Annotated in this window: 18 protein-coding genes; 9 read left to right on the forward strand and 9 right to left on the reverse strand. The window is 39.0% G+C overall.

Annotation, left to right across the window (positions count from 1 at the left end):
• Positions 1 to 36: 36 nt before the first annotated feature.
• The 3 genes from gltX to Cop2CBH44_RS12545 are packed head-to-tail and all read left to right on the forward strand — an operon-like array spanning position 37 to position 3,917.
• A complete protein-coding gene (gene gltX, locus Cop2CBH44_RS12535) occupies positions 37 to 1,557 on the forward strand; it encodes a glutamate--tRNA ligase (protein ID WP_021930813.1) in 1,521 nt (506 codons plus the stop codon).
• On the forward strand, positions 1,554 to 2,642 hold the full coding sequence (locus Cop2CBH44_RS12540) for a lipid A deacylase (protein ID WP_021930812.1): 1,089 nt from the start codon (positions 1,554 to 1,556) through the stop codon (positions 2,640 to 2,642). The genes gltX and Cop2CBH44_RS12540 overlap by 4 nt, the downstream gene beginning before the upstream one ends.
• A 33-nt stretch (positions 2,643 to 2,675) precedes the next feature.
• Positions 2,676 to 3,917: a 3-deoxy-D-manno-octulosonic acid transferase gene (locus Cop2CBH44_RS12545; protein ID WP_021930811.1), complete on the forward strand. Its 1,242-nt coding sequence runs from the start codon at positions 2,676 to 2,678 to the stop codon at positions 3,915 to 3,917.
• Positions 3,918 to 4,048: 131 nt separating this feature from the next.
• Here Cop2CBH44_RS12545 and Cop2CBH44_RS12550 read toward each other — a convergent pair whose 3' ends face one another.
• Positions 4,049 to 4,225 carry a hypothetical protein gene (locus Cop2CBH44_RS12550; RefSeq protein WP_021930810.1) on the reverse strand — a complete coding sequence of 59 codons (177 nt, stop codon included), beginning with the start codon at positions 4,223 to 4,225 and terminating at the stop codon, positions 4,049 to 4,051.
• A 196-nt stretch (positions 4,226 to 4,421) separates the two neighbouring features.
• The gene (locus Cop2CBH44_RS12555) at positions 4,422 to 5,768 is read right to left on the reverse strand and encodes a helix-turn-helix domain-containing protein (RefSeq protein WP_021930809.1); all 1,347 of its coding nucleotides are present in this window, start codon (positions 5,766 to 5,768) and stop codon (positions 4,422 to 4,424) included.
• Between the two features lie 258 nt (positions 5,769 to 6,026).
• Here Cop2CBH44_RS12555 and pta point away from each other — a divergent pair, with 258 nt between their 5' ends.
• Positions 6,027 to 7,037 carry a phosphate acetyltransferase gene (gene pta / locus Cop2CBH44_RS12560; RefSeq protein WP_021930808.1) on the forward strand — a complete coding sequence of 337 codons (1,011 nt, stop codon included), beginning with the start codon at positions 6,027 to 6,029 and terminating at the stop codon, positions 7,035 to 7,037.
• 33 nt (positions 7,038 to 7,070) lie between these two features.
• The gene (locus tag Cop2CBH44_RS12565) at positions 7,071 to 8,273 is read left to right on the forward strand and encodes an acetate kinase (protein WP_021930807.1); all 1,203 of its coding nucleotides are present in this window, start codon (positions 7,071 to 7,073) and stop codon (positions 8,271 to 8,273) included.
• Positions 8,274 to 8,340: 67 nt separating this feature from the next.
• Here the strand turns inward: Cop2CBH44_RS12565 and Cop2CBH44_RS12570 are convergent, their stop codons facing one another.
• The 3 genes from Cop2CBH44_RS12570 to Cop2CBH44_RS12580 all read right to left on the reverse strand — a co-directional run bounded on the left by Cop2CBH44_RS12570 (position 8,341) and on the right by Cop2CBH44_RS12580 (position 10,550).
• A complete protein-coding gene (locus tag Cop2CBH44_RS12570; RefSeq protein WP_055100345.1) occupies positions 8,341 to 9,255 on the reverse strand; it encodes a magnesium transporter CorA family protein in 915 nt (304 codons plus the stop codon).
• A gap of 217 nt (positions 9,256 to 9,472) precedes the next feature.
• Positions 9,473 to 10,213, reverse strand: a complete 741-nt coding sequence (locus Cop2CBH44_RS12575; RefSeq protein ID WP_021930805.1) for a UDP-2,3-diacylglucosamine diphosphatase — start codon at positions 10,211 to 10,213, stop codon at positions 9,473 to 9,475.
• A gap of 19 nt (positions 10,214 to 10,232) precedes the next feature.
• Complete coding sequence (locus tag Cop2CBH44_RS12580; RefSeq protein ID WP_021930804.1) at positions 10,233 to 10,550, reverse strand: metal-sulfur cluster assembly factor; 318 nt, start codon at positions 10,548 to 10,550, stop codon at positions 10,233 to 10,235.
• 189 nt (positions 10,551 to 10,739) lie between these two features.
• Between Cop2CBH44_RS12580 and Cop2CBH44_RS12585 the strand changes: the two genes are divergently transcribed.
• The 4 genes from Cop2CBH44_RS12585 (at position 10,740) to Cop2CBH44_RS12600 (ending at position 16,039) form a co-directional block, all read left to right on the forward strand.
• A complete protein-coding gene (locus tag Cop2CBH44_RS12585) occupies positions 10,740 to 11,354 on the forward strand; it encodes a porin family protein (RefSeq protein WP_200754935.1) in 615 nt (204 codons plus the stop codon).
• Positions 11,355 to 11,569: 215 nt separating this feature from the next.
• Positions 11,570 to 12,178 (forward strand): porin family protein, encoded by a 609-nt coding sequence (locus Cop2CBH44_RS12590; RefSeq protein WP_200754936.1) that lies wholly within the window; start codon positions 11,570 to 11,572, stop codon positions 12,176 to 12,178.
• 170 nt (positions 12,179 to 12,348) lie between these two features.
• On the forward strand, positions 12,349 to 14,811 hold the full coding sequence (gene priA / locus Cop2CBH44_RS12595; RefSeq protein WP_021930802.1) for a replication restart helicase PriA: 2,463 nt from the start codon (positions 12,349 to 12,351) through the stop codon (positions 14,809 to 14,811).
• A gap of 199 nt (positions 14,812 to 15,010) precedes the next feature.
• Positions 15,011 to 16,039 (forward strand): calycin-like domain-containing protein, encoded by a 1,029-nt coding sequence (locus tag Cop2CBH44_RS12600; protein WP_200754937.1) that lies wholly within the window; start codon positions 15,011 to 15,013, stop codon positions 16,037 to 16,039.
• 143 nt (positions 16,040 to 16,182) lie between these two features.
• On the opposite strand, the gene Cop2CBH44_RS12605 is transcribed toward Cop2CBH44_RS12600, so the two are convergent.
• The 4 genes from Cop2CBH44_RS12605 to porU form a co-directional block, all read right to left on the reverse strand.
• Complete coding sequence (locus Cop2CBH44_RS12605) at positions 16,183 to 17,124, reverse strand: malate dehydrogenase (protein ID WP_021930800.1); 942 nt, start codon at positions 17,122 to 17,124, stop codon at positions 16,183 to 16,185.
• Between the two features lie 615 nt (positions 17,125 to 17,739).
• Complete coding sequence (ispF, locus tag Cop2CBH44_RS12610) at positions 17,740 to 18,219, reverse strand: 2-C-methyl-D-erythritol 2,4-cyclodiphosphate synthase (RefSeq protein WP_021930799.1); 480 nt, start codon at positions 18,217 to 18,219, stop codon at positions 17,740 to 17,742.
• 27 nt (positions 18,220 to 18,246) lie between these two features.
• Positions 18,247 to 19,464, reverse strand: a complete 1,218-nt coding sequence (porV, locus tag Cop2CBH44_RS12615) for a type IX secretion system outer membrane channel protein PorV (protein ID WP_021930798.1) — start codon at positions 19,462 to 19,464, stop codon at positions 18,247 to 18,249.
• A 76-nt stretch (positions 19,465 to 19,540) separates the two neighbouring features.
• Positions 19,541 to 23,011 carry a type IX secretion system sortase PorU gene (gene porU / locus Cop2CBH44_RS12620; RefSeq protein ID WP_200754938.1) on the reverse strand — a complete coding sequence of 1,157 codons (3,471 nt, stop codon included), beginning with the start codon at positions 23,009 to 23,011 and terminating at the stop codon, positions 19,541 to 19,543.
• Between the last annotated feature and the right edge of the window lie 5 nt (positions 23,012 to 23,016).

Below are 23,016 nucleotides of genomic sequence, written 5' to 3' on the forward strand. Positions count from 1 at the left end.
AGTTAATTTTGTCCTGATTTTCAAAGAAAGCAGATTATGTCAGAAAGAAAAGTGAGAGTACGTTTTGCTCCGAGTCCTACGGGTCCGCTTCATATTGGTGGAGTAAGAACTGCGTTGTATAATTATTTGTTTGCCCGTCAGCATGACGGAGATATGATTTTACGTATTGAAGATACTGATTCACATCGATTTGTTCCCGGTGCAGAAGCGTATATCATAGAATCGTTAGAGTGGCTTGGCATACATTTCGATGAAGGGGTCAGCTATGGCGGTGATTACGGTCCTTATCGACAATCGGAACGGAAGCATATATATAAGCGATATGTAGACCAGCTGCTGAATGATGGCAAGGCATATATTGCATTTGATACTCCGGCAGAATTGGAAGAGAAGCGAAAAGAAATTCCTAATTTTCAATATGACGCTTCTACCCGTATGCAAATGAGAAATTCTCTTACTATGTCTGAAAAAGAGGTGGAGAAGTTAATTTCTGACGGAGAACAATATGTTGTTCGAATAAAGATAGAGCCGGGTGAAGATGTAAAAGTAAATGATTTGATTCGAGGAGAAGTTATTATCAATTCATCGATTCTTGATGATAAGGTTCTTTATAAATCATCGGATAATTTACCAACTTATCATTTGGCGAATATTGTAGATGATCATTTGATGGAGGTATCCCATGTCATAAGAGGGGAAGAGTGGCTTCCTTCGGCACCACTCCATGTTTTGTTATATAGAGCGTTGGGTTGGCAAGATACAATGCCATTCTTTGCGCACTTGCCTCTATTATTGAAACCCGATGGCAATGGAAAGTTGAGTAAAAGAGATGGTGATCGACTTGGATTCCCGGTATTCCCGTTGGAATGGAAAGACCCGAAGACAGGCGATATATCTTCAGGCTATAGAGAGTCCGGTTATTTGCCGGAGGCAGTGGTGAATTTCTTGGCTTTGTTAGGGTGGAATCCGGGGAATGACCAAGAAATTCTTTCTATGGATGAGCTTATAAAACTGTTCTCGTTGGAGCGGTGTAGCCGTAGTGGGGCAAAGTTTGACTACGAAAAAGGAAAATGGTTCAATCACAAATATATTCAAGAAAAGAGTAATGAAGAGTTAGCTGCTCTTTTTATGCCGGAATTGGCGGCAAGAGGAATAAGTGCAGAACAGGAAAAAGTAGTTCGGGTAGTTGCTGTAATGAAATCGAGAGTAAGTTTTGTGAAGGAATTATGGGACCAGAGCAGTTTCTTTTTTGTTGCGCCTGAAGTGTACGATGAAAAAACAGTGAAAAAACGCTGGAAAGAAGATAGTGCCCAATTACTGACAGAACTGGCCGGGATTCTCGAATCGATAGATAATTTTGATGACGTAGAGGCTACAGAGAGTACGGTTAAGGAATGGATTGCAGATAAAGGGTATCATTTGGGTAATATAATGAATGCTTTTCGGTTGGCTTTGGTCGGGGAGTCAAAAGGCCCTCAGATGTTTGACCTTACTGCCGTGCTTGGAAAAGAAGAAACATTGCGTCGCCTATACAAGGCAATAAAAATACTTGGATGATACATCGTTTATATATAATGCTATTTGTGCTGATGTTTTTGGTCACAAAAGTATCGGCACAGTCTTTTTTATGGGATGTCGATTTTTATGGATTTTTCGATAATCGGGAATATAAATACGATAAGCAGAAATCCCAAACTTTATTTGCAACCCGGCTGTCTCCGGAAATAGGAGTTGCTGTGTCGGGTCCCAAGCAAGCCTCACATCGCCTTATGGCAGGGGTAAGTTGGATACAGCCTATTGGAGGGAAAGCAGAAGAAGGCAGAGTCGATCCTACTGTTTATTATCGGTGTGTAATGCCTCGTTTTCAAATGTCTTTTGGCCTTTTCCCCCGTACTCAATTGATAGAGCCGTTGCCTTCGTATATGCAATATGATTCTTTGACTTATTATAATCCGAATATTACCGGTGCTTTGTTTCAGTATTCGGGCAGTAGGGGATATATAGAGATGTATATTGATTGGCGTCAGATGCAGACAAAAAAGAGAAGAGAAGCATTTAATATTGTGGCGAGTGGTAAATGGCAGCCAGGGGTGTTTTTCTTGGGTGGACATATAATGATGAATCATCTGGCCCGAACAATCGCTGCAGGAGATGATCAGTCAGTGATGGATGATATGATTGTAAATCCATATATCGGTGTAGACTTTGCGAGATATACTCCTTTGTCGATATTGTCTGTAAAATGTGGTTATTTGTTGAGCATGGAGCGCCATCGAGGTCTTGGGGTGTGGCATCGTCCTCAAGGATTTCTTTGTGACATACAGGGTGAGTGGCGATGGCTCGGTTTGCATAATACGTTGTATACGGGGGAAAGTCAAATGCCGTTTTATGAGCAGTTCGGAAGTCAATTGAACCAAGGAGATCCTTTCTTCCAATCAGATTTTTATAATCGTACCGATATTTATGCTTATATATTTCACAATAGTTTTGTCAATTGTAAAGCGTCATTCAATCTTCATTTTACACCGGGAAAAATAAGCTATCAGCAACAATTAAGCGTTCGGTTTTATTTAGATAGTGAGAGGTGGAAGAATCGGAAAAATCCGGTAAATAAAAGTATAAAATTAAAAGATATATTGTAAGCCACTGTTTGGAGACTTAAACCTGTAATGAACATGAAAGTAGGATATAATTTCGGAATATTTGTTTATAAGCAATTGGTGTCATTAGCTTCATTAAAGAATAAGAAGGCAAAAAAGATGATACAAGGACATAAAGAAATATTTCGTTATTTAAGTGAAAATGCCGATCCTCAAGGAGGCTATATATGGATACATGCTTCATCTTTGGGTGAGTTTGAGCAGGGACGTCCTATTATCGAGTCTATAAAAGCTGCGATGCCGGAGAAAAAAGTATTAGTTACTTTTTTCTCTCCTTCAGGATATGAAGTTCGTAAGAACTATTCAAATGCCGATCTGATTTGCTATTTGCCCTTTGATTTGCCGGGGAATGTTCGTCGTTTTTTAGACATAGTGAAGCCTTCGCAAGCTATTTTTATTAAATATGAGTTTTGGGCCAATTATTTGAACGAATTGGCATCTCGTCATATTCCGACATATATTGTGTCGGCTATATTTAGGTCCAAACAGGTATTCTTTAGACCTTATGGCGGCTATTTCAGGAAGATTTTAAAAAATTTTACTCATCTATATGTTCAGGATGAGCCTTCCCGCCTTTTATTGTCCGGTATCGGTGTTGAGCATGTTACGGTAGTTGGCGATACGCGTTTCGACAGGGTACTGGAGATTCAGGCTCATGCTAAGAAATTGCCTTTGGTAGAAACTTTTTCTCAAGGGTATATTACGATGATTGCTGGCAGTTCTTGGCCCAAAGATGAAGATGTATTTATCGAGTTTTTTAATAATACTCCGGAGCTTAAATTGATAATAGCTCCACATGAAATCAATGAGGAACACTTTAGGCATTTAACTTCTTTACTGAAACGCCCTTATGTGTTTTATACTCAAGCTGATGAGGAATCTGTAAAAAAAGCGGATTGTCTTATTATCGATTGTTTTGGGCTGTTATCATCTATTTATCGATATGGAGATATAGCTTATGTCGGCGGTGGGTTTGGAGCCGGTATACATAATGTACCGGAAGCTGCGGTTTATAGTTTACCTGTGATATTCGGCCCGAATTTTAAAAAATTTAAGGAAGCGAAAGAATTAATAGCTTGTGGCGGTGCGTTTACGGTAAAGAATAAGAGAGAGTTCGTCCCCATAGTATCGCGTTTGCTCACCGATTCTGAATATTTGAAAACAAGCGGAACTATTGCCGGTGATTATATCAAGAATAATGCCGGAGCCTCAGAGCTTATTTTACGTGATTTATATCAAATTCCGTATAAAAAATAAAACGCAAAAACCCTCAGTTCATAATGTGATGATATCCTTGGTTTTGGCGTTTTATCGCTACTTTTTTTAACCTATAAGCAAATACTTTTCTAAATCCCGGAAGAGTAGCGTTCTTCCTTTTTCGCAGAAATTTATTTTTTTGATTCTGCGATAGATTGAGCACGGAACTCTTTTAATAAAGCTGCAAGCTCTAATGATGTTTTACGAGCTCTTTGGCCTGCAGATTTGTTACCTTTTGTAACTAATGCATCTGCGTCTTTAGAAAATGAGTCCCACAGAAGATTGATTTTTTCAACTAATTCATTCATAGCAATGTGATTTTTGTTGTGTTTTAAAATAAGGAGCGGTAACTCCTTTTATTTTCCAATAACAAAAATAAGAGATTCTTTGGTAGATATAATTCTAAAATTACAAAACAAGCGAAAATTGCAAAATGCCGATTTGTTATATAAATAATTTATAAACAATGATATATGTTGTTTTTACGATTTGATTTTTGCATTTTTACGATTTGGATTCTTCTAAATTGACCTTTTTTTGTTCTAAATATTGATTTGGAGATACTCCAGTAACGGCTAAAAAAGCTCTGTTAAATGTGGCCATAGAAGCGAACCCGGACTCAAAGGCAATTTCTTTCAAGTTGGCTAAAGTGCAGTCGGACGGTAATCGTGAGAGGATATAGTCTATTCGTAAGCTATTGAGCCATTGGTTAAAATTCATTTGTCCATATTTGTTTATACTTTTGGAAATGTAGGAACGGTTGGTACAAAGCTCCATGCTCAGTTCTTCAAGAGAATAAGAAGGTATCTTGAACAATTTTTTTCTTTTCATGATATCTTGTATCTGATTGAAGAGAATTTCTTCATGATTTGTTGTATTTTCCTTTTGTATATTACTGTTGGAGGTAGAAACTCGTTTCGGTATTTGGGAAATGAGTTTATGTAAAAATGTATCTATCCAAGAACGATTAAAAAATCCTATACATATCAAAGTGATAATTAGAAAAATAGAGCTTATTGTTGCTCCGGAAATTTCATGGAAATGTTTGCTTTTATTATATTTTCTGAATTTGAGGATAGAATATTCGGATATTAGTTCATTCAGGATAGAATCTTTCGTCAGATTGATTTCCTTATATATTTCATTTGCTTTTTCGTAGTTTTCCCGTTTTTCGAATATAGAAGCTTTATAATAAAGAGCAGGTATATATATCGAAGATTTTTGACTTTTTTGTATTATTGAGTCTGTTATGGCTAAAGCCTTGTCGTATTTGTCCGATAAAAAATAATAGCGGGCAAAGGTTTCCAATTTGGGTATATCCAAAGCCGGGTTGTTATGCGTGTCAAGTTTGTTTAAATAGAGCCTGGCTATATGGTTTTGTTTGTTTCCAATATAAATATTTGCATATAATAAGTTGAGCCATTCTTTTAAGAAAGACTTCACTCGGGGGAATTTTTCAGAAATAGAGTCTAAATCGTTTTCTATTTTATTGCACAAAGCAAGTGCATGTGTCCGGTCGTTTCTGTCAAGAAATAAATAGGTCATGTATAAATTGAATGCAATAGCGTTCATGTCCGGATCAGAAAAGTAAATATAATCGGTATAGAACAGAGTTCTGGGGCATTCGATAATATTTTTTTGTTTTTGTATTTTACAAATGATACTTTGCAGGTGAGGAGGCATTATCCTGAGTTTTATAATAGAATCAGTCTGAAGGAATGATACAGGATGGTTATTTCCATAAATAGATACGTGTCTGAATTTTATTTTTTCTCTTGCATAAGCGTGAGTAAAAATAAAAGACAAAATAATGTATATTATAAAGGTATGTTTGAGGCTCTGTATATTCATACTTATTGTCTTATCATAAAATACAAATATAATAATTAAGAATAGATAATAATTGCTTATTTTAAGGAAGAAAAGACTTTAGGTGGGCTTTTTACCGATAAATGTAAAACTTATAATGTGTCGAAAGTCTTTTTGTTGATTTTGATAACCAGAGATTGGAATTTTTATTAAAAATTGCTATCTCTATATTGCATTTATTTGTATTTTTGTACCGCGAATCGGAGAGTTTGTAAAGTGTAACAAAATATTTCCTTAGTTATGGATTTGATAAATCAGATTATTGCGCGTGCAAAAGCAGACAGGCAGCGCATTGTCCTCCCGGAAGGAACGGAGGAACGTACATTAAAGGCTGCAGATCGTGTTATTGCAGATGCTGTAGCTGATGTGATATTGATTGGTAACCGTGCCGAGATTATGGCTTTGGCTGAAAAAAATGGCTTGAATAATATTGGCAAGGCTGTAATTGTGGACCCGAAAAACCACGAGAAAAAGGAAGAGTACGCAAATTTGTTGTTCGAATTGCGTAAGAAAAAAGGTATGACTGTGGAGCAGGCTGCAAAAATAGTTGAGGATCCTTTATTCTTGGCGTGTTTAATGATTAAGAGTGGAGATGCGGATGGCGAAGTAGCTGGAGCAATGAATACGACGGGCAATGTGTTGCGTGCTGCATTCCAGATTGTGAAGACCGCTCCGGGTGTGAGTGTTGTTTCAGGAGCATTCTTGATGTTTGTCCCTAATAAGGAATATGGAGAGAACGGTATCATGGTATTTGCTGATTGTGCAGTGCTTCCGAATCCGAATGCGGAAGAATTGGCTCAAATTGCTGTTTCTACCGGCCATACTACTCGTACGATTGCAGGTTTTGAACCTCGTATTGCAATGTTGAGTTTCTCGACTAAAGGTAGTGCAAAACATGAAATGGTAGATAAAGTAGTAGAAGCAACCCGCATTGCTAAAGAAATGGATCCTTCTTTGCAAATCGAGGGAGAGTTGCAGGCTGATGCTGCTATTGTTCCTTCGGTGGGAGAGAGCAAAGCTCCGGGAAGTTCTATTGCCGGCCATGCCAATGTATTGGTGTTCCCGTCTCTTGAGACTGGTAATATCTCGTACAAACTTGTTCAACGTTTAGGTGGAGCAGAAGCCATTGGCCCTATTTTGCAGGGTATTGCTGCTCCGGTAAATGACCTTTCGCGAGGATGTTCTGTGGATGATATATATAAGATGATTGCTATTACCGCCAACCAAGCTATCGGAATTAAAAGTAAATAGTGAATTGCATTTTAAATAATAAAAAGATAAGACATGAAAGTTTTAGTATTGAACTGCGGTTCATCGTCCATTAAATATAAATTATTTGATACCGATACGAAGGCTGTTTTAGCTCAGGGTGGAGTTGAAAAAATCGGTTTGAAAGGGGCTTTCTTAAAGCTTACTTTACCTGATGGGGAGAAAGTGATTCTGGAAAAAGATATTCCAGAACATACCGTTGGCATAGATTTCATATTGAATACATTGACCAGTGAAAAGTATGGCTGCATAAAATCTTTGGAAGAAATCGATGCTGTCGGCCATCGCGTCGTGCATGGAGGAGAGAAATTCAACCAGTCGGTATTGATAACCAAGGAGGTAAAAGATAAGATTGTCGAATGTATCGATATTGCTCCGTTACATAATCCGGCCAACTTGAAGGGTATAGACGCAGTAGAGGCTATTTTGCCGAATGTACCGCAAGTTGCCGTATTTGATACGGCTTTTCACCAGACTATGCCTAAACACGCTTATATGTATGGTATCCCGTATGAAATGTATGAAAAGTATGCAATACGCCGTTATGGATTCCATGGTACCAGCCATCGCTATGTGTCGCGTCGTGCTTGTGAATTTTTGGGGGTATCGTATGAGTCACAGCGTATTATAACTTGCCATGTGGGAAATGGTGGTTCTATTACAGCGATTAAAGATGGTAAGTCGATAGATACGTCAATGGGATTGACTCCTGTTGAGGGCTTATTAATGGGAACTCGTTCGGGCGATATAGATGCCGGAGCCCTTTCTTTTATAATGGAAAAGGAACATTTAGATGCAGCAGGATTATCGACATTTGTAAATAAAAAATGTGGAGTTCTTGGTGTATCGGGAGTATCTTCGGATATGAGAGAAATAGAATCGGCCATTGCTGCGGGAAATGAACGGGCACGTCTGGCTTTGTCTATGTATGACTATCGTATTCGTAAATATATCGGAGCATATGCAGCAGCTTTAGGTGGGGTCGATATTATAGTATTTACCGGAGGAGTGGGTGAGAACCAGACTCTGACCCGTGAAGTTGCCTGCCAAGGTCTTGAATTTATGGGAGTGAAGATCGATGCGGAGGTCAATAAAACTGTAAGAGGAACTGAAGCAGTAATAAGTTCTGCCGACTCAAAAGTGAAAGTTGTTGTTATTCCTACTGATGAAGAATATATGATAGCATCCGACACACAGGAGATTCTCTTAAACCGTTAATTATAAAAACTACGTATGAAAAAAGACCGGTTTTTCTTTTAGGAATCCGGCCTTTTTTGTTTATATTTCACAGCCATTTTCTGTATCGGCATAGCAGTACTCCGCATGAGGAAATAAGTAGAGATGTAATGACGATTATCGTCAGCCCGAACGGATTATCTTGTAAAGCGTTGGGGACATTCATCCCATAAAAACTTGCAATCAATGTAGGAATCATTAGGATAATAGATATAAGTGTAAGCTGTTTCATTATATTATTCATATTGTTCCCTATTACAGAGGCATAAGCATCCATCATTCCGGAAAGTATATCGCTATATACGTTGGTCGTTTCGAGAGCCTGTTTCATCTCAATTTCTACATCTTCTAATAAATCAGAATCTATTCCCGGCTTACCTTTGATACGGGATAACAATATGGAATTACCTTTGAGAGAGGTGATGAAAAATACAAAACACTTTTCTATTTGTAGCAACGCTTGGAGTTCTTGGTTCCGTACCGATTTTTCAAGTTCTTTTTCGCAGGACTTGATGCATATATTTATTTGTTTGAGATATTTCAGGTACCATACGGAAGAGGAAAGCAAGAGTTTGAGAAGAAGGTCATATTTCCCGCTGAATCCTATATTTTTGCGATTACTGTAAGAGATAAAATCAGATAACATCTCGGATTTGTAATAGCAAACGGTGACTATAATATCGCCTTTCAGGATGATGCCTAATGGCACGGTGATAAACGGAAGCTTCTCATCGTTGCTACGTACCGGTATGCGTATAATGATAATCTGCCAATCATCTTCATTTTCGATACGTGGACGTTCGTCGACATCTTCTATATCCTTTAAAAAAGAGAGAGGGACCTTTAGCTCCTGTGTCAGATATTGGATTTCGGCCGAAGTCGGTTCTTCTATATTAATCCAGCAATTGGGTATCCGTTCTTTTACAAATATAAGTCCGTTTGTTCCCATGATGTAATTTTTCATATTACAATCCTCCATGTTTTACAGGCAGAATTCGTAATGTGAAAAATTCTGCCTTAAATTAATAATAACGCGAATGATAATCGTCCATTTTGTATTTTTTAATGAATCGGGGCAAAGGTAAAAAAGTTATGTTGAAAGAGAAATAAAATCAGATAAAAAATATACTGAATTTTTCGGGAAGAGTTTCAGTAATTCTGAGCGAAAAGACAGGTTCCGATTATTCGGTTTCAAATTGTTCCAGCTTGATGTTTTCTCCGTCAAAAGTGGCATAGGAGAAGAGTGTTATCCAGTCTCCGAGAATCAGGATACGACTGTCTCTTTTTAACATCAGGTCGAGCATAATATGCCTGTGACCGAAAATGAAATAATCGATGTGTTCTTTGGATAGAAAGTCTTTTGCAAAATTTACCAGATATTCTTCACTTTCTCCTTTATAGGTAGTTTCTTTAGCGTTTAGCCTGCTGTGTGACGACCATTTGTGGGCAAATGCGACAGTCCATCTGGGGTGGATGGCACTATAAAGAATTTGGCAAAAACGATTATGAAATATACTACGTATCAATCGGAATGAGAAAGGTGTTTTTCCTAATCCATCTCCATGGGCCAGAAAAAAACTTTTCCCTTCGATATTTTTTATTTCAGGTTTTGTATGTACAATAACTCCTAACTCTGAAGGGATATAATCGAATATCCAAATATCGTGATTCCCGATAAACCAATGAATTTCTATTCCCATATCCGTTAGTTCTGCTATCTTTCCGAAGAAGCGGACATATCCACGGGGAACTACAGTTTTGTATTCGTACCAGTAGTCCAGGATATCACCCATTAGGTATATGGCTTTAGCATTGTCCTTTACACTGTCAAGCCACCGGACGACTCTCCGCTCGGTTTCTCTCGGGTTATCTAATGTGCGAGCACCTAAATGCAAATCAGATATGAAATATATTTGCTTCATTGATAGAAGGTTATGTGTTTTATAAAAAACCAAGTTCCAGTTTGGCTTCTTCACTCATCATGTCTTTGTCCCATTCGGGCTCGAAAACCAGTTGTATATCCACACTTTTTACATCTTCTATACTCTCTATTTTCATACGGACATCTTCCACGATGAAGTCTGCAGCCGGGCAGTTGGGGGCAGTCAAGGTCATTTCTATTTTTACATTTTTCTCGTCATCTACTTCGACATTGTATATAAGCCCCAGGTCGTATACATTGACTGGAATTTCCGGGTCATATACAGTTCGTAACATTTTTACAATCTTTTCTTCTATTGTTGTATTTTCATTTTCCATATCATTCTGATTTTGATAAAACGAAGATACTCTTTTTTTGTGAAATAGGAAAAACAGATGTCGAATGGATTACTTCTGAAGCAGAACTTTAGCTTTATTCAGAATATTTTTGATTTTTCATCGATTATTTGGCCTGTTTGTTTGTTTTACAATAATAAGGAATATAGACATCGTTTAAAAAAGTATGTAATGAAAAGATTGATAACAGGTTTATTGTGTGTAGTGGGACTCTTGACAATATCTACGGCTGAGGCTCAGCTAAGGTTTGGAATTCGGGCAGGGGTCAATGTTTCAGACTTGTCTTTCAGTAAAGATATTATGAAATCATCGAATGTGGCCGGATTTACCGGAGGTGTGATGGCTGAGTTTATGATTCCGGGTTTGGGCGTAGGTGTTGATGGAGCATTGATGTACAGTCGTCATGGCTCGAAATTGAAGTTCAAAGATGTGACGGAAATTGCGGGAAATGTGGTAGGACTGGGAAATTCGAAAACTCAGAAGCTCGATTATATCGAAATTCCATTGAATCTGAAGTATAAGTTTACTTTGCCTATTGTGAAGCCTTATTTGTTTATCGGGCCAAGTTTTGCTTTTTTGGTGGGGAACAATATTTCAGAAGAATTTAAAAAGCGAAAATTCGATACATCGATAAATCTGGGAGCAGGCTTGGAGTTATTGAATAAAGTGCAGGTGTCGGCACAGTACGGGTGGGGGTTGAATAAGACTCTTCGATTTAGTGATGATGCAACTACTATAAATGCTAAAAATCGTTTCTGGACTATTACAGCAGCATATCTGTTTTGATATGATAATGTAAAAAAATCTGATATTTATTTTATAAGCAGGATGATGGTCCTGCTTTTTTTGTATATTTGGAACAAAAATTTACAGAAAATGTAAAAACTGATTTAAATTTTCTGATAAGCAAAGATTCATAAAACTGACTCGAGCAAAATTTAAACAGACTTTGACTTTTTTCTGTAAATTATCTAATGCAAGTAGGAATTTAAACATTATGTATGATGAAAAAAGTTTTTTTTCTTTCTTTGTTTTTGGCGTTAATCGTGATTATGCCTGCTGAAGCACAGTTCAAATTGGGTATCCGTGCAGGAGCCAATATGTCGAGTTTGAAATTCAATAAAGAAGTAAAGAGCTCTAATGTAGCCGGATTTACCGGAGGTGTAATGGCCGAATTTATTATTCCCGGGTTGGGCTTCGGTCTTGATGGGGCAGTGATGTATACCCGAAGAGGGTCTGAATTGAAATTTAGTGATATAGTCGATGCTGTCGGAAATGTGATTGGAAGTAATAAATCAACAACGAAACTCGATTATATCGAAATACCCGTTAACTTGAAATATAAATTGGGTTTATCTCTTGTCAAACCGTATATTTTTGCGGGGCCGAGCTTTGCCTTTTTGGTGGGTGACAAGATATCGGAGGGGTTTAAGGAACGCAATTTTGATACTTCGATAAATGTCGGTGCCGGACTGGAATTATTGGGCAAAGTGCAGATTTCCGCCCAATATGGTTGGGGATTGAACAAAACGTTAAAAGTAAAGACACTGGATGAAACTCTGAATGGCAAGAATCGTTATTGGACGATTACAGCGGCATATTTGTTCTGAAGAAGTATATTTAGGCAATAAACCGAACGAAGCAATTTTCCGACTATGTAAATTGCTTCGTTTATTTTTTTATATTTGTATCTGGAAAATATAGAATGGCTATATATGTGGGATTTTAAAGCTTTGTTTCTGGGCAGTTCTATGTTATATTGAGTGATTAAATTCTATCTATGTTTCAGTTTGCAGATGTTATATTGCCCTTGCCGTTGAGCAAGTATTATACTTATCGTATTCCTGAAGAGTTACAGTCCGATATGCGTCCCGGTTGCCGGGTCATCGTCCCTTTTGGAAGGAAAAAGTATTATACGGCTATTGTTGTGCATATACATCCGTATGCTCCCGCAGATTATGAGACGAAGGATATATTGACATTATTGGATGAGAGCCCGATATTGAGACGGCCTCAGTTGAAATTTTGGGAGTGGATTGCAGAGTATTATCTGTGTTCGGTAGGGGATGTATATAAAGCGGCTTTGCCCTCGGGGTTGAAACTGGAAAGCGAAACGCTGATTTCTCCTAATCCTGATTATGAAGAAGATGAGGATAATCGTCTGAAAGATAGAGAAGCTGCGTTGCTGGATACGTTGAGCCGGCATGAAAAAATTTCGGTTCAAGACCTTGAAAAAGAGAGTGGGTTACGTAACATATTGCCGATAGTACGTACTCTCCTCGATAAAGAGGCGGTTTTTGTTTCGGAACAGGTAAAGACGAAGTATCGTCCTAAAACCGAGGTTTATATCAAGATGTCTTTTGGAAAGGAACGAAGAGATGAACTTCGGGGAATATTCGAGCAACTGTCGTCGGTAAAAAAGCAATTGAAGCTGCTGATGGCATATATCGATATGTCAGGTTTTATGCAGCGGGGAGAATTAAGGGAAGTATCGAAAAAGGAATTGTTGAAACGTGCCGATGTTACATCTGTGGTGCTGAACGGATTACTGGCGAAAGGCATTTTGGTATCCTACACTAAAGAAATCAGCCGTATTGTTTCGATGGATTCGGCAGAAGAAGCTCATCATCTAAATGAATTCCAAAAGAAAGCGTTAGAAGATATTATTTCGACCTTTCATAACAAAGATGTGACATTATTACATGGCGTTACATCCAGTGGGAAAACGGAGGTGTATATACATCTCATCCAAGAAGTGTTGAAGCAAAACCGCCAAGTTTTGTATTTGGTACCGGAAATTGCATTGACTACTCAGCTTACAGGACGTTTGCAAAAAGTATTTGGCAAATCGTTGGCTATTTACCATTCCAAGTTTTCGGATAATGAGCGAGTCGAAGTCTGGAATAGCTTATTGCTGGATAAAGGAATAAAAATTATATTGGGGGTACGCTCTTCTATTTTTTTACCATTCAAAGACTTAGGTTTGGTAATAGTCGATGAAGAGCATGAGAATACCTATAAGCAGCAAGACCCGGCACCTCGTTATCATGCCCGTAATGCTGCTATTATACTGGCATCCATGCATGGGGCAAAGGTTTTGTTGGGTACAGCAACTCCTTCTATCGAAAGTTATTATAATGCTTTGCAAGGTAAGTTTGGACTGGTAGAGATGAATTCCAGGTATGAAGGCATGGAATTACCGGAGATACGTATTGCCAATACGCAAGAGCTCCGTCGGCAACGTCAAATGCCGGGAAATTTCTCTCCTTTGTTATTGAAACTGTCTTCTGAAGCATTAAAACGGGGAGAGCAGGTTATCTTGTTTCAAAACAGGCGGGGATTTGCTCCGATGGTAGAATGTAAACTTTGTGCTTGGGTTCCCAAATGCAAACATTGTGATGTGAGTCTTACCTATCATAAACGATATAATCAGCTGGTTTGCCATTATTGTGGTTATACTTATGAAATACCTCGGCAGTGTCCGGCATGTGGGCATACTTCGATAGAGATAAGGGGGTTTGGTACCGAACGTATCGAAGAGGATGCAGAACAGTGTTTTCCTGAATATAAGATTGCCCGGATGGATTTGGATACAACCCGAACACGGAAAGCTTATGAGCAGATTATAGAAGATTTTCAGCAAAGAAAGTCGCAGATACTTATCGGTACTCAAATGGTGACTAAAGGCCTCGATTTTGATAATGTCAGTGTTGTAGGAATATTGAGTGCAGATACAATGATGAATTTTCCAGACTTCCGTGCTCATGAGCGGGCTTTTCAGCTGATGGCCCAAGTTGCGGGACGGGCAGGCCGAAAGAATCATAAAGGGACGGTCGTATTGCAGACAGCCCATCCTGAATACCCATTGATCCATCAGATTATACATCATGATTATCAGGGGATGTATCGTACTCAGATTGCTGAACGGGAACAATTTTCTTATCCACCCTTTTTCAGGCTGATTTATATCTATTTGAAACACCGGGATGAACAATTGCTCAATTCACTTTCCCGTACTTACGCTGCCTGTCTGAAGCAGGTATTCGGAAAGCGTATTTTGGGACCGGACAATCCTCCTGTTGCTCGTATACAAACTCTCTATATACGGAAGATAATATTGAAAATAGAAAACAGGGCTTCTATGCCTAAAGTAAAGGATTTGTTGCATCAGGTGCAGGATGAGATGCTTAAGGACGACAGGTTTAAGTCTGTTATTTTGTATTATGATGTCGATCCTATGTGATAAATTCGTATATTTTTAAGAATATTTTTATTTAAATTTTGAGCAATAGAGCTTTATTTTAGGTTATAATATTAATATTGGAACATATAATCTTAAAAATAGACCTTGTACACGATTTTTGAATGCAATTACTTTGCCTTATATTTTTTTATAAAAAAGAGAATATCAGTATCAGATTAATAATTAAAACGAATTGATTATGAAGAAATGTTTACTTTTGATATGTGCTGCATTGATGACGATGTTCGTTGATGCGCAAGAACATGTATTTACCGATGACTTGGTAGTTAAAGTAAATGAGGATAGCACCCCTGCTCAGTCTACTACGGTAACTGTAACCGAAACAGGAAATGGGGAATATACTTTTTCCCTGAAAAACTTTAAACTATCTATGGGCGAAATAGTATTGCCGGTGGGTAGTATTATTTTGGAAGGTGTTAAGGGAGAAACCGATGCACAGGGTGTCACAGGATTGACCTTCGATGAAAGTGTAACGATTCAGAAGGGTGATGACTCAGACGAGAGTTGGATGGGACCGGGCTTAGGAAAGGTTCCCATCAAAATGGCAGGAAAGTTTAAGGATGATAAATTATACTGCGATATTGATATAAATATGGAAACCCTTGGCCAAGTAATAAAGGTGCAGTTTGGAAATCCATTTTATGTATTTACCGATGATTTGGTGGTTAAAGTAAATGAGGATAGTACCCCTGCTCAGTCTACTACGGTAACTGTAACCGAAACAGGAAATGGGGAATATACTTTCTCTCTGAAAAATTTTAAATTGTCTATGGGCGAAATAGAATTGCCGGTGGGTAGCATTATTTTGGAAGGTGTTAAGGGTGAGACTGATGCACAAGGATTTACGACATTGACCTTCAATGAAAGTGTAACGATTCAGAAGGGTGATGACCCGGAAGAGAGTTGGATGGGCCCGAATTTAGGACCGGTTCCCATCGATATGACCGGGAAGTTTAAGGGTGATAAACTATATTGTAATATTGATATAAATATGGTGGCTCTTAGTCAAGTAATAAAAGTGCAATTCGGCAGTGAATTTTCGTCTATTGAAGATGTGAAGGTTTCAGACAATGGAAAAGTAGATGTATATACACTTGGGGGAATATTGGTACGTCGTCAAGTTGAAGCTGCTTCGGCCACTAATGATTTGCCACAAGGTATTTATATTGTAAACGGTAAGAAAGTTATGGTAAATGCAAGACGATAAGTATTGTTATAGTCTGTAATATTTAGACGAGGGTAGTTAGTTTGTTACCCTCGTTTTTTTGTCCGGTTTATTCATGGGAGTAAAAAAGTAAAGCCCTCGGTTTTGTAAAACCGAGGGCTTTTATAATGACAGGTTGTCCGATATTAAAGTGCGTTTATTTCTTTCAAAACACTGTTTGTTTTGTGTACTGCTGCTGCACTCTTTTCGAAGGCTGCTTTTTCTTCTGCGTTGAGTTTGAAGTCAACCACTTTTTCCCAACCGTTGCGGCCTAAGATAACCGGGACACCGATACAAATGTCTGATTCTCCATATTCACCTTCCAGATATACACTACATGGAACGAGTTTTTTCTGGTCGTGGATAATCGATTCCACTACAAATGCTGCTGCAGCGCCCGGAGCATACCATGCTGATGTGCCGAGTAATCCGGTCAGGGTTGCTCCACCTACCATAGTATCAGCAGCGACTTTGGCCAATGTATCAGCATCCAGGAATTGAGATACCGGTACTCCTTTGTAAGTAGCCAAGCGTGTCAACGGAATCATGGTAGTATCACCGTGTCCGCCAATAACGACACCTTCTACCTCGTTGGGGTTTGCATTGAGAGCTTGGCTCAAGTAGCATTTGAAACGAGAGCTATCCAAGGCTCCACCCATACCGATAATACGATTTTTAGGGAGATTTGTTGCTTTCTTAATCAAATATGTCATTGTATCCATCGGGTTGCTGACACAGATAATAACGGCGTTGGGTGAGTGTGCCAATACATTTTCTGCTACGGATTTTACAATACCGGCATTGACACCAATCAATTCTTCACGAGTCATTCCCGGTTTACGGGGGATACCTGAAGTAATGACTACAACATCAGAACCTTCGGTTTTTGCGTAATCGTTCGTTACACCGATTACTTTAGAATCGAATCCTAATAATGTTGCGGTTTGCATCATATCGAGTGCTTTACCTTCCGATACACCTTGTTTTATATCCAGCAAAACAATTTCATCGGCAACTTCTTTAAAAGCTAATACATTCGCACATGTAGCACCTACGTTACCTGCGCCTACGACAGTTACTTTTGACATAATAAATGTTTTTTATTTGTATGTTTAAATTCTGTATTTGAATTTTTTTACATCGCAAATGTACAATTTATTCTAATTACAGAAAAATTTCCGTATTAAATTTTTAATAAATATCTCCTTGCAGTGTTAACTATGTTAAAACATTTGTCGTATTATCGTCTGCAATTTTTATTAACAGATGTTAGTAATGTTATATCTTTGATTATTAGTTATATACATAGAAAATAGAATTTAGATATAAACAACCGATGTTTATAATATACCCCTTTTTTGTTGATAACTTTGATTTGGAAGCAAGTTATGCCTGTTGATAACTTGGATATTAACCACCGGGCCTGCCGGGAAACATGTATGATATGTGTAAAAATAGCTGATGATGTATATTTGTCAACACTTGTTTATATCTTATTAAATTGTTGTGTTATAATCTATTATAAACTTTATTTTTGTCTTATCAACAACAATTGTTCGTTTTGGAAAGGTGAAAAACATACAGATATCAACATGTTGCTGATATTGACGTGTGTGCTTGTGTATATAAATTTAATGACGAGCAGTTGCCTTGGGAATTTATGGCGTGTGAGTTTTGTCCGAGAATGAATAGGGGGCAGGTATCTATTGTTGTGTAATTAGAACGACTGCATATGCAGAAATACCTTCTTCTCTTCCTGTGAATCCTAACTTTTCGGTTGTTGTAGCTTTTATAGAGAGAGTATCGATATCTACATTCATTACTTGGGCCAGGGTCTCCTGCATGAGAGGGATGTGAGGATTGAGTTTCGGACGTTCGGCACAGATGGTCATGTCGGCATTGCACAATTCATATCCCTTGTTCCGAAGAAGCTCCATTGTCCGGGCCAGTAGAATCTTACTGTCGATGTTTTTGTATTTACCAGCTGTATCGGGAAAGTGGTAACCGATGTCACGCAGATTGGCTGCACCTAATAGAGCATCGCATAACGCATGAATGAGAACGTCGGCGTCGGAATGCCCCAGTAGCCCCATCGGATGTTCTATACGTATTCCTCCCAGCCAGAGTTCCCGGTTTTCTACTAATCTATGTACATCAAATCCGAATCCTGTCCGTATTTTCATGTTAAATGTCAAATTGTTGAGGTTCTTTTATCTTCTTCGTCTTCCTACTAAATCTTTGATTCCATCCATGTCGAATGCCAGGCTGAATCTTAATGTCTGGTCAAGAGGGCTGCTTTGAGCTGCGGCTACGACATAAGCGGCATCGAGGCGGAATACGTTAAGAGCGAAACCTGCACCGAATGTGAAGAATTTTCGGTTACCTTTATATTTGTTTTCATTGTAATATCCTGCCCGTAAAAAAAATTGCTGGTTGTAAGAATACTCTGCTCCTATGGAGAAGTTGATTTCTCTTAATTCTTCCTTGAATCCGCCCGGGGCGTCAGAAAAGGACTTGAATATACCGCTTATCGGAGATGTGCTTTCGTATTTGTCTTCTGCTGCTTGATAGGCTTCTTTGTCGGCATAGTCTTCTTGTCTGGGTTTTGTTGGTACCAACAGTTTGTTCAAGTCGAGGTTTAAGGAGAGGGTATTATAATCTGCTAAAGGAAATAGAAATGTGGTTCCCAGCCTCAAGTTGGTTGGCAAAAATGCACTGGAATTCCCTCCGTCATAAGAAACTTTTGAGCCGATGTTGGAAATATTGAATCCCCAAGACCATTGGCATTCGCTTCTACCTACAATCGGGTAGAACGTTTGATAACCGGCTATATCGGCAGCAAAGGCAGCCCCGCCTTTCGCATCGGAAGCGCTTCCGTCAGTTCCCATGTTGTATCCTAAATCGGAATAAATGAAGCGGAATACTACCCCCATTGAGAATGATTGAGATAATTTACGCGAGTATCCCAAGTCTACAGCCATTTCGTACGGATTGATGGAGTTGATTGTATTTCCTCCTTCATCGGTGATGTTGATAGCTCCTAAGGAGAAATAGCGTAAAGAGGCACTCAAGGCTTGCAAATCACGACTCCCGAATTTCCAGTAACCGGCAAGATATGCCAGATTAATGTCATTTACCAGTTTACGTAACCAAGGGGTATAGGAGAGAGCTACTCCGGCGTTGCTATATGCAAAGGCATATTTTGCCGGGTTCCAGTATTGGGAGTTGACATCCGGGTCGGTAGCGACACCCAAATCTCCCATACCTCCACCTCGAGCATCCGGGTTAATGCCTAAAGACATGACCCCGGTCGTAATGGGGTTGAATTCATTTTTTGAAGTATTTTTATTGTTTTGGGCATGTATCGAAGTAAACATACCCATTGTGGCTATCAGAATAAAAATGGTCAGTCTTTGAATTTGTTTCATCTTTTTCACTTCTAAACGGGCTATTAATGACAATTTTTATAATTGGTCGTATAAATAAAACAGCTTTTTAATTAGTTTATTGCCCCAATACAATTATTTTTTTTGCTTTGGTGGCTTCATGTTCATTGTCTGTAGAAATTATCGCTTTATAGACGTATATGCCTGGAGTAACCCGCCGGCCGGCAAGGTCTGTCAGATTCCATTCTATTACCGGAGAAGTCCACATATCGGACTTTCCTTCATCTTTATAGGTCCAGACCTGCTCTCCAAACAGATTATAAATAGATATGGCGATACTCATGTTCGTATTAGGCCGGTCGTGTTCGATATAGAACCGAGCGACATCGCTGACCGGATTTTTGTTGACACATAAATCGAAAATATTCGGTTTTATTCCTTTTTGGGTCGAGAATGTTATTGTTTTTTCTGAGGAGTTGCCTTCAGTATCCCATACTTTAAATGTAAGGGTGTGGTATCCATCTTCCAATTCCGGAATTTCATACATCACGGTTCCTTTTCCGTATGTCCCGGATTGAGGGTCGAAGTAGTCGTTGAGAACATATTCGGTATATACCGAATTATCGATATTTATCGTCATATCGTGTCCTAGACCGATACCGGAAAGGTTGATGCCTGACGGGTCTTCTATTTCAGCGAAAAAGACAGGATTTTCATTTACGAGATCTCCATCTTTGAACCCTGAAGTGTTAAGATACATCGAATGGATGACAGGACCTTCATTATCTTCGGGCACAGTATTATCCATTCCTCCAATGATAAAATTCGTGCTTGCCCCGAATGCTTCCCCATTCAGGAGAGAACCTGCGTATAGATTGAGATATCCGGATTCAAGGGAGTAATTTAACTCTTTAGGCATTTTGAACTGAAAAGAAAATTCTCCGTTTTTGATAGAATCTTTGGCCGTATACAATAGGTTGGTCCGTTCTTTGAAGGTAAAAGGTTCTCCGGTCTTATCATTTCCGTCGGTTCCGTTACCGTTGGTAGTTACTGTCGTCTGTGAATCATATAGTCGGGGATATATGATACCGTTGTAGTCGGTCAGTTTCGTTCCACTCCCATTCTTCTCAGAGCTCCTGACTTCACCCTTGACTGTAACCATGGCTCGGGCCTTGAGCTGTATGTCTGAAGCGGAAGAGTTTTCGACGGGGATTCCATTGATTTCGGTTACGATTAACTTGTGTTCCGGGTAGGTTAGATGTAGAGCCGGGTCTCCCAATAATACAAAATTCAGTTTGTTGTCATCACTTCCCGAAATACTCCTTTTGGCTAATTTCATGACGTCTCCCAAACGTAATCGGTTTCCGTTTTCGTCCCGGTCGAAAAGATGGGAAATGAGTCCCATGTTCATCAGCTCATTTCCGTACGTTTCGACAACCCTTGTGGTTGTAAACAGAGCGATGGCTCCCCCCTTGGCATTTAAGAACAGATATTCTCCTCCCGAATATGCAGCGTCGTCAAAGCGGCTGAAATCGCAGGTCGCAGTTATAAAGAGTGGCAATCTTTTCAAATACATTTTCTGAATGTCATTTAATTCCAGAATTCTTTCTGCCGTCCAGCCCTTGGTGCTTCCATGACCGCAATAGTTGATAAGGAGCAGTCCGTCGTCTAATAAGTTGAACATTTTCTTTTTAGCGTCCGGATAAGTTGAACCCGTTGCCGACGTTACCTTATTGAATGCATCTATATATATTTTATTGCAATAAAATTCAGGATGATTTGTTTCGACTAAGTTGGCCAATTTATCGGATGTACTCATATGTTGCGACGAATTTCCGTCATCGGCGACAAAGCATAGGTTATTTTTCCACACACCGAAGTCGGTACTATTGGCATAAGCAATGACTTTGTCTACGGCAATTTGGGCTTCTGATAATGTCCTAACGGGAAAACGACCGATTCCAATGTCCAGTTTGTCACTGGGCAGATTTTTGCCTTCATTGTCATCCAGAAACCCGAAATAATCGTCAGAGACATAGGAGCTCCTTTCGCTAAGCCCGCTTACAGATTGGTAGCTGATGATAAAACTATCTTTATAGTTATTCCACTCACTTGATATGAGTCTGTTGTCGTATGTTCCGTCTCCGAACAACAATAAATAACGGGGTTTTAACGATTCGTCTTCACCGGCTCTGTCATAGAACATTTTCATGAATCGTCGTACAGCTGTTGCATCGGGAGTGCCGGAAGAGAACTCGTTATAGATTTGTTGAGGTAATACTACTCTGCATGTCAATCCATCTTTTTCTATATGGTGTTGTGCCAGACGTTCTGCTTCACTTACCAATTCGGGGGGAACAAGGATAAACAAATCGGCTTTTTCCCATCCATGCAGATTTTGGTTTGCCATGTTTTCTACGTACTCTGCCGAGGGAAAAGAGGCACTCGGGTCAAACGCTACATATTCTTTTAATCCTGTTTCTTTAGCAGTAAAATAATAAACGCCATTTTGGGATTTGGCCTGAACCGATACCGGATTTATAGGGTCTGTTATGTCCCAGATTTGTATCGATTTGTCTGTTTGCACAGCATACCTGATTTTTTTTGATTGGGCTTCTATATTACGGAATAAGACCGAGCTTCCGTATAATTGTAGTTTACGCTTAAAGGTCAGGCGGATAAAGTCGAGCCTTGCATTCCTTACATCACTGCCTTCGTAACCGATAGAAATATTATCTACAGACGAGAGGTCACTGTCCCATACATCATAGGCAGAAAGTAATTCTGCATTTTTATAACTCAGGTCGCTATTGCTGGTCATCCCCTTTATAGTATAGGTATTTAGTCTGCTGCCATTATGAGAGATGGTCACCTTGCTGGAATTAGGCGATTTGGCAACAAAATCGACTTGCATTCTTACGGTCTTATTGTCTTCAGGTATACCTGCAATATCGAAAGAAAAAGTCCGTTGGGTAGTATAGCGGAAATCTTCTCCATAAAAAACTCTTCCGGTTTTTCCTAAATTGACCGACTCGGTTTCATACAGGTCGTAGTCGTCGAATACCGATGTTGCACTCAAACTTTTGTCATCAGGAGTATTGTCTGTCGGGAGTTCGGTCGCCGGATTATCATTCTGTGTGATAAAATAGTATCCGGCCGATGAGTAAGCGTGTCGGTCGTGCACAAAAATGTTTTTGGATGTATTGTATGACCATGAAATGATACCCTGTGCATAAAACAGAATTTTATCACCGGCATGATATACTGGAATTTCAGGCAGGTCATCGGTATAGGGGGTAGTAAAATCTTCTTCAAGCATTTTTCCTCCATATCCGTATACTTTTACTTTGGTGGGGTCGGAAAATCCCCATTGTTGCAAATCGCTGTATGAAATCTGATATATGCCGTTATCATATACTTTTACCCGTACCCAAGAACCCGAGTTTAATACCGATTCACGAGTATATCTGTCCCCATCGTTTAGCGCACCAGCGGTAAATATGCTTAGTACAATGGCAGTCAATAATGCTATCGTATAATCAGTCCTTATGGTCGAAAGTAATATTCTTAAAAAAGAATGATATGGCATATTTT

It is taken from the genome of Coprobacter secundus subsp. similis, assembly GCF_015097275.1.
In the GTDB taxonomy this organism is placed as follows: domain Bacteria; phylum Bacteroidota; class Bacteroidia; order Bacteroidales; family Coprobacteraceae; genus Coprobacter; species Coprobacter secundus.

What these genes read in the sequence shown, in the direction of transcription:
- pta (WP_021930808.1), top strand. Translation starts at nt 6,027, where the DNA reads ATGGATTTGATAAATCAGATTATTGCGCGTGCAAAAGCAGACAGGCAG.
- Cop2CBH44_RS12540 (WP_021930812.1), top strand. Translation starts at nt 1,554, where the DNA reads ATGATACATCGTTTATATATAATGCTATTTGTGCTGATGTTTTTGGTC.
- Cop2CBH44_RS12570 (WP_055100345.1), bottom strand. Translation starts at nt 9,255, where the DNA reads ATGAAAAATTACATCATGGGAACAAACGGACTTATATTTGTAAAAGAA.
- Cop2CBH44_RS12555 (WP_021930809.1), bottom strand. Translation starts at nt 5,768, where the DNA reads ATGAATATACAGAGCCTCAAACATACCTTTATAATATACATTATTTTG.
- Cop2CBH44_RS12600 (WP_200754937.1), top strand. Translation starts at nt 15,011, where the DNA reads ATGAAGAAATGTTTACTTTTGATATGTGCTGCATTGATGACGATGTTC.
- porV (WP_021930798.1), bottom strand. Translation starts at nt 19,464, where the DNA reads ATGAAACAAATTCAAAGACTGACCATTTTTATTCTGATAGCCACAATG.
- Cop2CBH44_RS12565 (WP_021930807.1), top strand. Translation starts at nt 7,071, where the DNA reads ATGAAAGTTTTAGTATTGAACTGCGGTTCATCGTCCATTAAATATAAA.
- Cop2CBH44_RS12590 (WP_200754936.1), top strand. Translation starts at nt 11,570, where the DNA reads ATGATGAAAAAAGTTTTTTTTCTTTCTTTGTTTTTGGCGTTAATCGTG.
- gltX (WP_021930813.1), top strand. Translation starts at nt 37, where the DNA reads ATGTCAGAAAGAAAAGTGAGAGTACGTTTTGCTCCGAGTCCTACGGGT.
- Cop2CBH44_RS12545 (WP_021930811.1), top strand. Translation starts at nt 2,676, where the DNA reads ATGAAAGTAGGATATAATTTCGGAATATTTGTTTATAAGCAATTGGTG.
- Cop2CBH44_RS12580 (WP_021930804.1), bottom strand. Translation starts at nt 10,550, where the DNA reads ATGGAAAATGAAAATACAACAATAGAAGAAAAGATTGTAAAAATGTTA.
- Cop2CBH44_RS12575 (WP_021930805.1), bottom strand. Translation starts at nt 10,213, where the DNA reads ATGAAGCAAATATATTTCATATCTGATTTGCATTTAGGTGCTCGCACA.
- Cop2CBH44_RS12550 (WP_021930810.1), bottom strand. Translation starts at nt 4,225, where the DNA reads ATGAATGAATTAGTTGAAAAAATCAATCTTCTGTGGGACTCATTTTCT.
- priA (WP_021930802.1), top strand. Translation starts at nt 12,349, where the DNA reads ATGTTTCAGTTTGCAGATGTTATATTGCCCTTGCCGTTGAGCAAGTAT.
- Cop2CBH44_RS12585 (WP_200754935.1), top strand. Translation starts at nt 10,740, where the DNA reads ATGAAAAGATTGATAACAGGTTTATTGTGTGTAGTGGGACTCTTGACA.
- porU (WP_200754938.1), bottom strand. Translation starts at nt 23,011, where the DNA reads ATGCCATATCATTCTTTTTTAAGAATATTACTTTCGACCATAAGGACT.
- Cop2CBH44_RS12605 (WP_021930800.1), bottom strand. Translation starts at nt 17,124, where the DNA reads ATGTCAAAAGTAACTGTCGTAGGCGCAGGTAACGTAGGTGCTACATGT.
- ispF (WP_021930799.1), bottom strand. Translation starts at nt 18,219, where the DNA reads ATGAAAATACGGACAGGATTCGGATTTGATGTACATAGATTAGTAGAA.